The sequence below is a fragment of the Methylotenera sp. genome, from assembly GCF_029945535.1.
Taxonomy (GTDB): domain Bacteria; phylum Pseudomonadota; class Gammaproteobacteria; order Burkholderiales; family Methylophilaceae; genus Methylotenera.
Genome location: NZ_JAQSCU010000013.1, coordinates 484,233 through 498,080, shown reverse-complemented (window position 1 = coordinate 498,080; position 13,848 = coordinate 484,233). Strand labels below are relative to the sequence as shown.

Annotated in this window: 12 protein-coding genes and 1 tRNA gene; 5 read left to right on the top strand and 8 right to left on the bottom strand. The window is 42.2% G+C overall.

Features of this window, described 5'->3' with window-relative positions; genetic code table 11:
* Positions 1–234: 234 nt before the first annotated feature.
* Entirely contained in the window at positions 235–1,164 is a 930-nt protein-coding gene (locus tag PSU72_RS10055) for a TorF family putative porin (protein WP_300432268.1), read from the bottom strand.
* Positions 1,165–1,502: 338 nt separating this feature from the next.
* Positions 1,503–1,587: transfer RNA gene (locus tag PSU72_RS10050), tRNA-Leu, on the bottom strand.
* Positions 1,588–1,807: 220 nt separating this feature from the next.
* Between PSU72_RS10050 and PSU72_RS10045 the strand changes: the two genes are divergently transcribed.
* From PSU72_RS10045 to PSU72_RS10030, 4 genes are read left to right on the top strand one after another with little or no spacing between them, the layout of a single operon-like run.
* The gene (locus PSU72_RS10045) at positions 1,808–2,056 is read left to right on the top strand and encodes a hypothetical protein (RefSeq protein WP_300432266.1); all 249 of its coding nucleotides are present in this window, start codon (positions 1,808–1,810) and stop codon (positions 2,054–2,056) included.
* Between the two features lie 59 nt (positions 2,057–2,115).
* On the top strand, positions 2,116–3,570 hold the full coding sequence (locus tag PSU72_RS10040) for a TolC family protein (protein WP_300432265.1): 1,455 nt from the start codon (positions 2,116–2,118) through the stop codon (positions 3,568–3,570).
* The gene (locus PSU72_RS10035) at positions 3,567–4,652 is read left to right on the top strand and encodes a hypothetical protein (protein ID WP_300432264.1); all 1,086 of its coding nucleotides are present in this window, start codon (positions 3,567–3,569) and stop codon (positions 4,650–4,652) included. The genes PSU72_RS10040 and PSU72_RS10035 overlap by 4 nt, the downstream gene beginning before the upstream one ends.
* Before the next feature lie 8 nt (positions 4,653–4,660).
* The gene (locus PSU72_RS10030) at positions 4,661–7,792 is read left to right on the top strand and encodes an efflux RND transporter permease subunit (protein ID WP_300432263.1); all 3,132 of its coding nucleotides are present in this window, start codon (positions 4,661–4,663) and stop codon (positions 7,790–7,792) included.
* 11 nt (positions 7,793–7,803) lie between these two features.
* Here the strand turns inward: PSU72_RS10030 and PSU72_RS10025 are convergent, their stop codons facing one another.
* Genes PSU72_RS10025 through PSU72_RS10005 form a run of 5 tightly spaced genes read right to left on the bottom strand, consistent with a single transcriptional unit; the run spans position 7,804 to position 12,386 of the window.
* Positions 7,804–8,175 (bottom strand): 4a-hydroxytetrahydrobiopterin dehydratase, encoded by a 372-nt coding sequence (locus tag PSU72_RS10025; protein WP_013148232.1) that lies wholly within the window; start codon positions 8,173–8,175, stop codon positions 7,804–7,806.
* Positions 8,176–8,185: 10 nt separating this feature from the next.
* Positions 8,186–8,824: a uridylate kinase gene (locus PSU72_RS10020; protein WP_300432261.1), complete on the bottom strand. Its 639-nt coding sequence runs from the start codon at positions 8,822–8,824 to the stop codon at positions 8,186–8,188.
* A 22-nt stretch (positions 8,825–8,846) separates the two neighbouring features.
* Positions 8,847–10,253: an aminodeoxychorismate synthase component I gene (gene pabB, locus PSU72_RS10015; protein WP_300432259.1), complete on the bottom strand. Its 1,407-nt coding sequence runs from the start codon at positions 10,251–10,253 to the stop codon at positions 8,847–8,849.
* Positions 10,254–10,272: 19 nt separating this feature from the next.
* Positions 10,273–11,343 (bottom strand): hydantoinase/oxoprolinase family protein, encoded by a 1,071-nt coding sequence (locus PSU72_RS10010; protein ID WP_300432257.1) that lies wholly within the window; start codon positions 11,341–11,343, stop codon positions 10,273–10,275.
* Positions 11,340–12,386 carry an ATP-grasp domain-containing protein gene (locus tag PSU72_RS10005; RefSeq protein WP_300432256.1) on the bottom strand — a complete coding sequence of 349 codons (1,047 nt, stop codon included), beginning with the start codon at positions 12,384–12,386 and terminating at the stop codon, positions 11,340–11,342. Before PSU72_RS10005 ends, PSU72_RS10010 begins: the two co-directional genes overlap by 4 nt.
* Before the next feature lies 1 nt (position 12,387).
* Between PSU72_RS10005 and PSU72_RS10000 the strand changes: the two genes are divergently transcribed.
* Positions 12,388–13,098: a HisA/HisF-related TIM barrel protein gene (locus PSU72_RS10000; RefSeq protein WP_300432255.1), complete on the top strand. Its 711-nt coding sequence runs from the start codon at positions 12,388–12,390 to the stop codon at positions 13,096–13,098.
* Between the two features lie 81 nt (positions 13,099–13,179).
* Here the strand turns inward: PSU72_RS10000 and hxlB are convergent, their stop codons facing one another.
* Positions 13,180–13,719: a 6-phospho-3-hexuloisomerase gene (gene hxlB / locus PSU72_RS09995; protein WP_300432254.1), complete on the bottom strand. Its 540-nt coding sequence runs from the start codon at positions 13,717–13,719 to the stop codon at positions 13,180–13,182.
* Between the last annotated feature and the right edge of the window lie 129 nt (positions 13,720–13,848).

Here is a 13,848-nt window from a genome sequence, read left to right as displayed (position 1 = left end):
GTCAAGATTCTAAAGTGTGCTGAGAGTTTTAGATTAAGGTTAACACACAAAAATTTTCTAAAACTCGCTTAATTTAAGCGCCAAACTATAGCATATTAGGCATTTGTTCACAAACAACAAGGATTAGTTTTATTTGCAAACATTAATAAATTGTATCTAGGTATTTATATTAATAACCCATGAAAAAAGGCGCCTAAGCGCCCTTTTTACTCTAGCTAATTTGCAGAAGTACTATTACCAGCTACGTTTAACAAAGAACGTAAACGCCCGATCATTCACCACTTTGCCATTGTCATCTGTGTAATACGCAGTGTTAATTGAACATTGCTCTTCACCAAAGGTTCCAGTGTAATTAAAGCCAGCATTAAAACCATCTAGAGGTTTCCCAGCAGTTGGCAATGAAAAGTTTCTATTCAAACCAATCAAATAGTCTTTCTGATTTAAACAAATATCGTTAGAACGTTGATAACCCACTTTGGCAGCCAAGTTTAGACCTGCAAATGGTAAAGTATTACTATATTTGAATTCATGATATTCAACACCGCTAGTGTCAGCTGCCGCTTCTGCGGCATTTGGACCTCGACCAGCAGCTGCGCCAATTCTTGTATTACCAATACCATACCAGTCGGTAAACGCATGATAGAAAGTATACGTGAAGCCGTAAGCAGAAATATTTAGATTACCTTCAAAAGTATCTTGATTTCTATCGTGATACGATTTTTCACCTTCTGGATACCATACATAGTTACCGCCAATACCCAACGTAACTGGGCCAAATGCATGCGTGTAACCGCCGTACCAATCCGTCTCCACATGATTACCAGTGCCTAGCGGGGCACCATTTGGTGCAACGCTAACAGCACTACCAGAGCCGCCTAAAGTTAATGGGTCTGTAGTTGAAAACCAAGCGCCTAAGTAGAAGCCACTGCTGTGCGCCCAATCAATACCACCTTGCAAGGCAGGACCATCACCCCAGTTAACACCACGTCCAATATAATTAGAATATACGCCAAGGTTGTATGTAAGTGTATATGGAGGTGCTGCTTCAGAAGAAGCAGCCGCAGCAACTTCTTCTGCAGATGTATAAGCACAGTTTAATAAAATTGGTGCTGCGCATAGTGCGCTTACCACGTGACGATTTGTAATCCAACTCAATGCTTTCATGTGATTTCCTTAATTAATGAAAAGATTAAAACCAAAAATAATTTTCTTGTACAGATATTGAATTAATTATTCCTGTGCTGCAACATATAATTCACATATATACAACAATTCAACATAAATACAACAGCTTAGTTAGCTTGAATTTGGTGCAAATTTACTAATTTTGCACCTTGCGGGTGCGGCGGCGAAACAGAACTTACTTACCCTAATGATTTATAAGGAAATTTAAAGTTAGATTCAACTTTATTAGCTGCACTGATTGAGGGGTGATGACTTTAAAAATTTTGAGATTTTTCAGACAACAAAAAAGGGCTTTCCAATTGGAAAGCCCTTATATTTGGTGCGAAAGGAGAGACTCGAACTCTCACGCCTTACAGCGCTGGAACCTAAATCCAGTGCGTCTACCAATTCCGCCACTCTCGCAGGTAGATAACGACAAAATTGCTGCCGTTTCGAACAAGCGGGCATTATATCTTAACTACTGCAAATGGGAATAGATAAAACTGAAATATTTATATATTTCAGTTTAAATGCATTTTTGCTTGGGTTTGCGACTGATTATCTAGCAGAGCTAGCCACGATTATGCGAGAATGACACATATATTATATGAATCATTAATACCATTTAAATAGAGTCGATACCATGCAAACTAACATCAATCAAAACGAAATCAGTATGCTAAGAGCTGAATTAGAGCTTTTAATGCGCGAACGCCAATCTTTGTTGAAAGTAACGGGTGCTGCTGCGGGCTTGATTGCAGAGATGGATAGTCACGATCTAGCTATTTCAACGATAGAAGCCGCTGACTTACTTGCAACAACCATTAACGGCTTAAGTGAAGAGACGTTGCAAGATGCATTAAGCGCAGTAAATGCAGAAATCGTTGAGTAACACTCCCGTAATGATGCCCGAGTTCTGCATTCATTACTTCTGCTGCCATTATTACTGCTTTGATTAAGCACGCTAAACTAAACACAAACCACCAACCAAGGCTACTTAGAGCAATTGCCTTAGCGACTTGCTTTTCAACAGCTTTAACCGGCTGTAGTTTTCAACAGTATTCTGCTAAACCCATTAAACCTGCCACTATAGCTGCCAAGTTTGAGCTTAAAGACCCTTCAGGCAAATCGTTTACAGAATATTTGCTAAATAACGGTTACCCAGCCGAACACTTACCAATTCAACAATGGGGCTTAGACGAACTAACCTATTGCGCACTCTTTTTTCACCCCAGCTTAGATGTTGCGCGCGCTCAGTGGCGTGCAACTCAATCTTCTGAGGCAAGAGCTGCGCAAGGCCCAGCACCTACGCTAAACGGTAATGTAGCTCACAGCGATGATCCCGACCCAACAAAAAAGCCATTTGCTTTTGGCTTGAGCATTGATGTACCAATAGAAACTGCCAATAAGCGTGATATACGCATAGAGAACGCTCAACACTTATCACAGGCAGCCAAGCTTGAAATTGCACAAACGGCTTGGCAATTACGAAACAATATTGCACAAACGCTGAGTGAATATGAGTTTAATCAGACTCAGTTGCGCTTATTGTCCGCGGAGGAGCTGCGTCGCGCAGAAATTGTGAATATCTACCAAAAGCGCGTCAGTGCTGGTGCAGCTTCTAATATTGAGCTTAGCAATGCAAAACTACAATTGCAAACCATAAGCGCTACTGTCAATTCCGCGCAACAAAATAAGCTGATATTACTATCTAAACTTGCCAGCAATGTAGGGCTACCTCTAGCAAAGGTAGAGGTAATGTCACTGGCAATTGACCATAAGCGATCATTAGACAATATTCCAAAAACCGATTTACAAACCACTGCCCTACTCAACCGCCTAGATATTCGTATTGCACTTGAGCGTTACGCGGCGGCAGAAGCTAAATTGAAGTTAGAAATTGCCGGGCAATATCCTGACATTGTGATTAGCCCAGGTGCAGCTTATGAATTTGGCGATAATATTTGGTCGCTTGGTTTATCTGGTCTACTTAGCTTATTGAATAAAAACAAGGTCGCTATTGCAGAAACGACTACGCTACGCGAAGTTGAGGCTGCGCAATTTGAAGCATTACAAACGAAAGTGATATTAGATGCATCCATTGCAAATGCTGAAGTCAATCAGGCTAAACAGGCATTGGAACATCAACAGCGTCTATTGACTCAACAGCAATCAAACACTCAACGCATGCAGCGAAAACTAGCTGCAGGTGACATTGATAGATTAGAAATGACTTATGCTAAATTAGAAGATATTAACGCTGAGAAGAATGTCGCTATAGCCAATTTTCAGTTAAACAAATCACTAGACCAATTAGAAAATACTTTGCAAAAACCGCTTGCCGATGATGGTGCGGCAGGTTCAAACATAGTGAAAGCTGCGATTAAATTAGAGGGTAAAAAATGAACCGTAAGGCAACCATTATTATCGGCCTGCAAGCGGCTTTAATTGTCATTTTATTTTGGTTTTTAATTTTTTACGGTAAAGACGAATATGAAGCAGCGAGTACCAAAGGCGAAGAAGGTATTGAGACTAAATCTCTGGTAGTCGCCAATCAAGCAAATGAAAAAGGTGCGGCAACCCTCATATTGCCAACTGCATTACAACAACAAAGCGGCATACAGACCACTAAACTACAAACAACACAAAATCAATCGGCTACGGCGTCATTCGGTACGGTAGAACCAATCGACAGCTTAATTGAAATGCGCACCCGTTATTTAGCCGCTCTTGCTGATGGCAATGTGACGCGCTCAACGATTACAAGCGCCGAGCAAAATTTACACCGCTTACAGCTTTTAAACCAAGATGATAAAAACGTGTCTGACCGCGCAGTGCAAGAAGCACAAGCGAGCTTGAATAGTGAGAAAGCAAAATTAGCCACTTCCGCAACATTAGCCAATGGCATACGCGATAATATGCGTCAGCAATGGGGTAGCACGTTAGCCAACTGGGCAACGCAAACTAGAAGTAACAGTGAGTTTGAATCACTTTTGCAATCACGTGAAGTGCTGCTAAAAATCACTTTACCATTTGATGTTACGCCAAATAAAAATACCCCACTGCAAATTGCACCTATGGGTTCGCAAACACAGCTTGTTAAAGCACGATTTATCTCAGATGCACCACAAGCTGACAGTACTATTCAAGGTAAAACTTATTTTTACAGTGCGCCCGCTGGCAGCCTACGTGCTGGCATGCGCGTAACAACAAGGCTTAACACGCAAGGTAAGACGAGTTCTGGCGTGATTATTCCGCATGAAGCCGTTGTTTGGTACTCCAATCAGGCATGGGTTTACCAAAAAATCGGCGCAGATAAATTTGTTCGTCGCCTGATTAGCACTGAAGTTGAAATTGAAAGTGAAGCGATTAGTGGTTGGTATAACACTACAGGGTTGGTGGCAAACGATGTAGTGGTGATTAGTGGCGCGCAGCTATTGTTATCAGAGGAATTGAAATATCAAATTAAAAATGAGAACGAGGACTAATCTCCATCATGATGTCCGCCCTCGTACGATTTTCCATTCGCTTTCATGGTGTAGTCATTGGCTTGGCTTGCCTACTCGTCGTGTATGGCGTGTATGGCCTTAGCCGCACTAATTTAGATGTATTCCCAGAGTTCTCGCCTACACTAGTCGTTATACAAACTGAATCGCCGGGCTTATCCTCTAGCCTAGTAGAGCAGTTAGTCACCCAACCTATAGAAACCACGCTATCAGGCACGGTAGGTGTTGAGTCTATGCGCTCTCAATCTATACCTGGTTTGTCTGTTATCACTATTATTTTCGACGAAAACACTGACATATATCGCAACAGACAAGTGGTGGCTGAGCGATTAGCTACGCTCAATAACCAATTACCAAAAAACATCGTACCCAACATTACACCATTGGCATCAAGCGCCAGCACAGTTCTAGGGATGGGCATTACCTCAGATAAACGCAGCTTGATGGAGCTACGGACATTGGTAGATTGGACAATACGCCCACACATTATGGCCGTGCCTGGCGTGGCGGATGTGAACGTATTGGGTGGTGATGTACGGCAATTTCAGATTCTGGTGGATCCTAGCAAGCTCATACGCTACAACCTGTCTATCCAAGAAGTATTGACTGCAACGGCACGTGTTACAGGCGTGCGCGGCGCAGGGTATATTGAAAATAATAATCAACGTATTTTAATTAATACAGAAGGCCAAGCTAAAAATGTAGGTCAGCTTGGACAAATGCCTATTGTGCATCGCAATGGACAAACAGTACGCTTGAGCGACTTAGGTCAGGTGGTAGAAGGCGCAGCACCAGCCATTAGTGCAGCAGCCATTAACGGTAAAGAAGGTGTATATTTTTCTGTGCAAGGCCAATTGGGCGCCAATACCAAAGCGGTAACTGAGGCGGTTGAAAAGGCCATGCGCGAACTGGCGCCAGAACTAAAGGCACAGCAAATCACTTTCTACCCTGCCCTATTCCGCCCTGCCAGTTTTATCGAAACCGCAATCGATGGCGTTAAAACTGATATTTTAATTGGTTCCACGCTGGTCATTGCCGTGTTATTTCTATTTTTGTTTAATGTGCGTACTGCGTTTATTTCTGCCACGGCTATTCCACTTTCACTACTCGCAGCTACCATCGTGTTGGGCTACTTTGGCACTGGCTTGAATATTATGGTGCTAGGCGGCTTAGCCATTGCATTGGGAGAAGTGGTCGATGATGCGATTATTGACACTGAGAATATTTTTAGACGTATGCGTGAAAATCGACTGTTAACTAACCCCCTGCCTGCGCATCAAGTCGTGTTTAATGCTTCTATGGAAGTGCGAAGCTCGGTTGTATATGCCACGATTATTGTCGTTCTGGTATTTCTACCACTACTGACTTTATCAGGTGTGGCGGGCAAGCTGTTTGCACCTTTGGGCTATGCTTACATTAGCGCGATTGTAGCTTCTTTAGTAGTTGCTTTAACTTTAACCCCTGCTTTATGTTACATATTTTTTTCTCGTGGAAAATTAGACAGTAGCGACCCACCACTCATTGCTTGGATGAAAAAAGGTTATGTGCGCTTATTGCAACGCATTGAGCGTAATTACGTGATGGTGATTAGCTTGACAACTATCATTATTGCGCTAGGTCTAGGCATTTTGCCTTTATTTAAAAGTCAATTTATCCCCAATCTGCATGAAGGCCATTACATCATGCACATGACTGCCGTACCTGGAACGTCTGCACGCGAGTCTTTACGCATAGGTGAAAAAGTTGCTACGGTTGTTGGCCACATCAAAGGCGTTAAATCAGTGACGCAATGGGTTGGTCGCGCACCTAATGCCGCAGATACCTTTGGCACACATTACAGTGAGTTTGAAGTTGAGTTAGATAGCTTGTCAGGCCCGGAACAAAACCGCGTACTCAATAACATACGTGAAGAATTAGCGGGCGAAGCTGTTGATGATGATAATGACGGTAAAGCTGAAACAGGCTTTATCGGCGTGACTTTTGCCATCAATACTTTTTTAACTGAACGTATTGAAGAAACCATTTCAGGCTTCACCGCCGCTATGGTCATTAATATTCACGGGCAAGATTTAGATGCCTTAGACCGCGATGCCCGTGAAGTGGCCAACATACTTAGCAGTATTCCAGGCGCGTCAGAAGTACAAATTCAATCTCCACCAGGCACCCCAGAACTCACCATACGCTTACGACCAGAGCAGCTTGCCTTGTATGGCTTACAATCACTTGATGTACTAGAAAACATACAAGCAGCCTATGAAGGTGTGCAAGCTTCGCAAATCTATCAAGGCAATCAAGTGACCAGCGTGAATGTTATGTTTAGCCGTTCCGTACGAGATGATTTGCGCGAAATTGGCTCGCTGCCACTTAAAAATCCTGATGGCAAGATTATCTATCTCAAGAATGTAGCAGATATTAGCCAAGAAAATGGCCGCTCAAAAATTCTGCATGCAGGGGCTAAACGCATTCAAACTGTGACTTGCAACATTCAGAATCGCGATATTGCTAGCTTTTCTAGAGAAATGAAAAAGCGAATTAACACTGAAATTCAATTATCGTCTGGCAATTTTGTGACTTATACAGGCGAAGCTGAAGCCAATGCAAAATCACGCGAAGACTTAATTGTGCATTCGTTACTCGCAGCAGTTGGTATCTTCTTGATGCTGTACATCGCCTTTGGCAGATTACGCAATTTGTTACTCACTTTCGCTAACCTACCCTTCGCCCTGATTGGCGGTGTGATTGCAGCTATGTTTACCGGTGGTTGGATTTCATTAGGCTCTTTAGTTGGCTTTGTCACACTATTTGGCATCACTCTGCGCAACTCAATCATGATGGTATCGCACTATCAGCACCTGATTGACGAAGAAAACTGTGTTTGGGGGCTAGAAACCTGCATACGAGGTGCATCAGAACGACTACCATCAATCTTAATGACAGCACTGGTAACAGCGCTGGGCCTGCTACCTTTAGCCCTAGGTAGCGGTCAGCCAGGGCGAGAAATCGAAGGCCCAATGGCGACGATTATTGTTGGAGGTTTGGTGACGTCAACGATACTAAATTTATTAATACTGCCCACAATCATGTTGCATTTTGGGCAGTTTAAAAAAGAGAACTTTACTTAATATTATCCGAACTAATCGTATTTAATATACTTAAAACGCGCATCTTCATTGGGCGTGCCTTCTAGCACACCACCTTCTAATGCGGGTTGCCAGGCAATCACTGACTCAATCTTCGTTGCCAACTCAAAGTCTTTATCTGTGATGCCTTTAGCGTCATGGGTGCACAACTTCACAATTACAAATGCATAAGAAACTGTTAAATCTGGATGATGCCATGCCGCTTCAGCCAAATGCCCTACCGTATTCACCACCATGAGCGTGGCTTTCCAGCCGCTAGTTCTATACTTACGGCGTATCCAGCCATTTTCTAAAAACCAATGTGGCAGTTCAGCCTTTAATTTCTCTTCAACTTCTTGGTCTGAATACACTTTACTTGTCGTCATAACATCACCTTTAATTGATTATATTATTGAGCTGCAAACCTTTTTCTTGCAGCTTTTGCACACTAAAACCTTGCTCAAAAATAGTGTAGTCCGCTTTATTTAGCGCCCAAGCATTAAAGCTTTTACCTTTGGAAAAGTTAACGAATTGACTGTCTATCAATTCATCATCTACTAAATGCTGCAACTTGCTTGGCGCTTCTTTTTGATAGGTGATTAAAGACTTAGATTTCACCAATATAAGCTGTTCCGCACCTAATTTATTAGCAAGCCAAGCGCTCAAGCTATCGGAGGTCACTTGCCAATTTTGCGGAATACTAGTATCAGCCAAAGCCATTTTGCTGGGTAGCCACACAATGCCACGATGTTGCCAGCCGCGCTCAGCAAGTTCTAACTCACTGCTCGCAGTAACCAAGCCAGGATTCATACCTGCAAGCAATAAACCAAACTGATCCATCGCTAAAAGTGCTAATTGATGTGCCACTTCATCGCTAGCATTTGAAATTTGCTGCGCCTCGCGCACAGAGTTTGCAAACAAGCCGCCACCGGGCACAATCACCACTTTGCCATCACCAAATTTCACCAATAGCTCAAGCCAGCGCAACAATTCTGGTGCGCCGAGCAAACTACCGCCTAATTTGATTACCCACATGTGGTCACCCTCAAATGCTTATCTAATCCGCATGCCTAAAAAATCGCATAGTTTTCATCATACTTGAAGCCTTATCCAAAGTTTCGGCGTACTCTTTTTCTAAAACTGAGTCTGCCACAATGCCGCCCCCAGCATAAAAATTAATTTCACCTGCACCATGCTCATCTTGCGAATAGACAGCAGTACGAATTGCAATATTCGTATCCATATTGCCGTCAAAGCCAATATAGCCAATGGCACCACAATAAACACCGCGCCGATTGGGTTCTAATTCTTCAATAATCTGCATGGATCTTAACTTTGGTGCACCTGTAATCGAACCGCCGGGAAAACAACCACGCAGTAAATCAATCACAGATTTACCCGGTTTTAACATTCCTGTGACGATGCTGACCAGATGATGCACGTTAGCAAAGCTTTGTAGTAGAAACAGTTTATCAGCCTTCACTGAGCCAATTTCGCAGTTTTTGCTAATATCGTTGCGTAGTAAATCAACGATCATCAAGTTCTCTGCGCGGTCTTTAATGCTTGCTTGCAAATCATCGGCATATTGCTGATCTTGCTCGGCATTCTCAGAACGCGGCCGAGTGCCTTTAATTGGTCGAGTTTCCACATGATTGCCGACCACTTGCAAAAATCGCTCTGGCGAGCCTGAAAGTACCTGCAAATCGCCAAAATTCATATATGCCATAAACGGTGCGGGGCTGATTTCTCTCAGCTTATTGTAAGCAACCCAGGCATTTCCTTGTGCTTTAGCCGAAAAGCGTTGTGCTAAATTCACCTGATAACAATCACCCTCAACAATGTAGCGTTTAATCGTATTAAAAGCTTTGGCATACTGGTTAAAATCCATATTGCTAGTTACTGCAGAGGTTAACTTAAAGTTTTCTAAACTTTGTGATTCTATAGGCGCATCAAACAGAGCGCATAAATCAGCCCAGCCATCACGTGTAGATTGCTGAAATCCATTTGAAATCAAACAAGCTGTTTTCTCACGATGATCAACCACCACGGCCCAATCATAAATACCTACCATCATGTGTGGAATAGTTGGATTAGGTAGACTTAAATTTGGTAACACTTCTACTTGCCGCGCTAAATCATAAGAAAAATAGCCAACGGCACCGCCACAAAATGGCATAACATTCTGCGCGGCTTTATAAGGAGCCATCAGACTGTTCAGAATATCGAATGGATCATCAGCACTTACTTCCACCATACCCTGCCGAGTAATCCTAGTCTTAGTTTTAACACCATCGTCAACGCTACTCACTGTGATAAATGGATCTGCCACAATAATGTCATAACGCCCATATTGACTTTGGGGCTGGCCGCTATCAAGCAGTATCGCCCATGGTTTATGACTTAAGCGTGCAAATAACTGCGCTGTTTTCACTTGATATTTCAAATTATGTTTAAGCAAATTCATGTCGGGTTCTATTGCATTATTAATTATTATGGAACGCCAAATAAGCTACGGCATATGCAGGCAAACAGACCGTTGCCCAATGTTTTAATTCACTATCGCAGAAAGATTGCGAATGAGCAATAAAGTCTGCCACGTCTATATACGGCAATTTCATATTCTCGGCGATTTCTCGCACTAAAAAACTGCCCGCACCGGCGCCTATGATACTTAATTTTGAATTATTTTTAACACGTAAAATATGTTGAGCTGCCACCTCTTGCAAACGCGAAACTTGCTGCTGTTTAAATGACTGTGCTAACGCTATCCAAGTGTCTAAAGACTTGTCATCAGCATCGTGTCCTATCATGCGTGCAAGTCGTTGCGCACTGGCTTGAATAGTCTTTTCTTTGCCGTCCGCAGTATCTGTCATATCATCTTCGACCACTAAGTCATCTGTCAAACGGTAGGCATCCGCAGTAGTAGCAAAGTATTCAGCCGCAACAGAAGTAACCATATTCTCAAACTGAATCTTTTGCGTAAGCGCCATCAATGGCGTGCGTATCACACCAGTGTAAACCAACTCCTCAGTCTGCATACGCGCTGCATCGGTTAAGCCTAAGCAAACTGGCGTATGTTGAGTAATCAAAACAAAATCTGAGGTGGTACTGCCAATATCAATCAGCAAAGCATGCTCCACTTGCTTGGCAACAAAAGCCGCACTTGCTAACCAATTGGCAGAAGCAATATGCTGCCAATGGGCATTCACTTCATCTATCGCTACAAATCCAGCAAAATCTAAATCATGGGAGCCTGTGTAAAACTGTTTAGTACCTACAAGGTTGGCATGCATTATGCGGCTAATTTCACATACGCCAGTTTGGCGATTAGCGAATAAATCGACAAGCTCGCCTGTCATCGTAATCGCGTGTGTTGCAGTTGAAATAGAAAACTGACTTAACACCTCGTCAATGGCTGCTTCTAATTCATTCAAACCGCGCCACAACGCACAAGGCACTTGAAGCACTTGCAACAAGTTACCTTCAGCATCAAGCAAAGCGGCTTTAAGGTGCGCCCCACCTATATCCCAGCCTATGGTAGGTGATTTGTTCATAATGAAATTTCAACCATGTTTCTCTGCAATGCTGGCATTGTGAATTGGGAATCTTTAATACTTTCTAAAATTATTTTGGCTGGATTATGCCCGATTGCCTCACGCAAACCGACATAGCTAGTGGTAAGTCGTGGGTTGATTTCAACCACATAAATCTTGTCATTTTCCACATCGACAATCACATCAACCCCTATATACCCAGCTGCATCTGGCAACATTTTAGCAATTTTACGCGCAAGTGTTTCAAACCGTTGCCAATAAGTCTGCATGCCGTTTACTGTAATGCCAGTTAAGTTAAACGTATCAGCATTAAGGCTAATATTTTGTTTATTACAACTTAATAACCAGCCCTTACCAGCGCGACATAGCATAGACAAGCTTGCAGTAATGCCTTGCTGAAATGGCTGAATAATATAATTCAAATATCTATCATCTTGCTTTAGCCAAACCATTAATTTTTGCAAGTCATCAAATATTTTAATACCCTCACAACCTGTACCATCCTCAGGCTTTGCAATCCAACGGCTATGGTTAAGCGCTTGTATGGATTGAGCCACAGTAAATTCTTCATCTAGAACAAAATCGTCACCTGTAATGGTAGGTATTGTCAAAATTTTAGCTTCTTGTAAAGCCTCGCAAGCTAAAGATTTACTGGTGCCAATTAAAGTAGCATCAAACTCACAACCTAAAAAAATCACATCAGCTTCATAGCACATTTCGCTTAGCTTCAACAAAGTGCCATTTGATTCTGGAGCAATCAGCCAAACCAAATCAACTTGAGTTAGCATATTTTTAAAGCTAACTTCGAAGTTGTTATCAACTTGCAGGCTGCTTTTAACTAGGGGCGAAGCAGCTAATCTTGCATCATGTGTCATCACAATTTCATAGCCATCAAGCTCAATCAAGTCAGCCAGCAATGCATCACGCATTAACGCACCTTCTTTAACCAGCGATGCAGGCAATGCCTCCGCACATAAACCGCCACCAGTGATAAACTCGCATACAAACAGTTTTAACAGCGGCTCTATTTTAGGCGATTCCATTTTGAAAGTTATTCCAGTAATCGATTTATTAAATGGTGTGGTGGTTCATGCAAAAAAAGGTGACCGAGCGGCGTATCAAGCGATACATTCGCAGCTCACACCGTCATCACAACCATTAGATATTGTAGCGGCTTTATTAGATGTTTATCCGTTTCAGCAGCTCTATATTGCGGACTTAAATGCTATTCAAAAATTAGAGGCTAGCCACGAAAATAATTATAACGTGATTGCTTCCATTAAAGCAGTCTACCCAGCGCTTGAGTTGTGGGTTGATGCGGGCATTAGCAACAACGCCGAACTTAATTTTTGGCTAGGACTCGATGCACGCTTAATAATCGGTAGTGAAAACTTCTCTCATATTAAAAATTATACTTCGCTTAATATTCAAGACAAAAACTACATTCTATCCTTAGACTTCATGCCGCTTGGTTACCAAGGCCCAACGGAACTGCTCACCAATACAGAGTATTGGCCACAGGATGTCATTGTGATGTCGCTAAGCAATGTTGGGGCGAATAATGGTGTGAATATAGATTTGCTGAATAAGACTATGGCACGCGCAAAGAGCTTTAATATCATTGCGGCTGGTGGCATTAGAAATGCCGACGATTTAGTTATGCTAAAAGAAATGGGGATAAGCGCCGCATTACTAGCCACAGCTCTACACCAGAAGCAAATTTCAACTGAGCAACTTGAAAGTATCAAGCAATAAAGTTTAAGCCAATAAAAAGCCCGACAAGTCGGGCTTTTAACAAACAAAAATAATTACTTTAAGATAATTATTTTTAGACAACTACTCTAAGTTAGCATGAATTGCGCGCATGCCTTCTTCAGTTAAGCCTTTAGCCTCAATCAAATCAGCAATAGCTGCTTCTAAGAACACCAATGTTGAAAGCTCAAACTGTGAGCCCATTGGCATACCTTTTGTTAGCGGGAAACTATTATCGTTACCAATTTGGATAACCAAATCAGCAACATCTGCCATTGCAGATGTCTTTTTCATTGAAACAACAACTAACTTAGCACCAACAGATTTTGCTTTTTTCACGAATGGCAATAATGTTTCTGTACCGCCTGAACCTGAAACCAATAACAATAAATCGCCGGCTTTGATTGCTGGAGTTACCACTTCACCAATCATACTGACATTGTAGCCTGCATGTACTAGGCGCATAGCGAAGAAACGTGAAACTAATAGTGAGCGACCTGCGCCACCAATGAATGTGCGGCCAGCACCTTCTACTAACTTTAAAAGCTCAGCGGCTTTAGAATTATCTGTTTCAGACAGAATGCTAGTTAATTTGTCTAAAATTAATTTTTGACTGCTACTCATGATTTTTTCCTTAAATATTCAATGGCACTGTAATTAAGCCAGATGTTGTGGTTAAACAGGGCTCTTTTAGCAAGCCACTATGTTTAAACACTTTATTAAAAAAAATCCCGACTCGATAAAGAGTCGGGA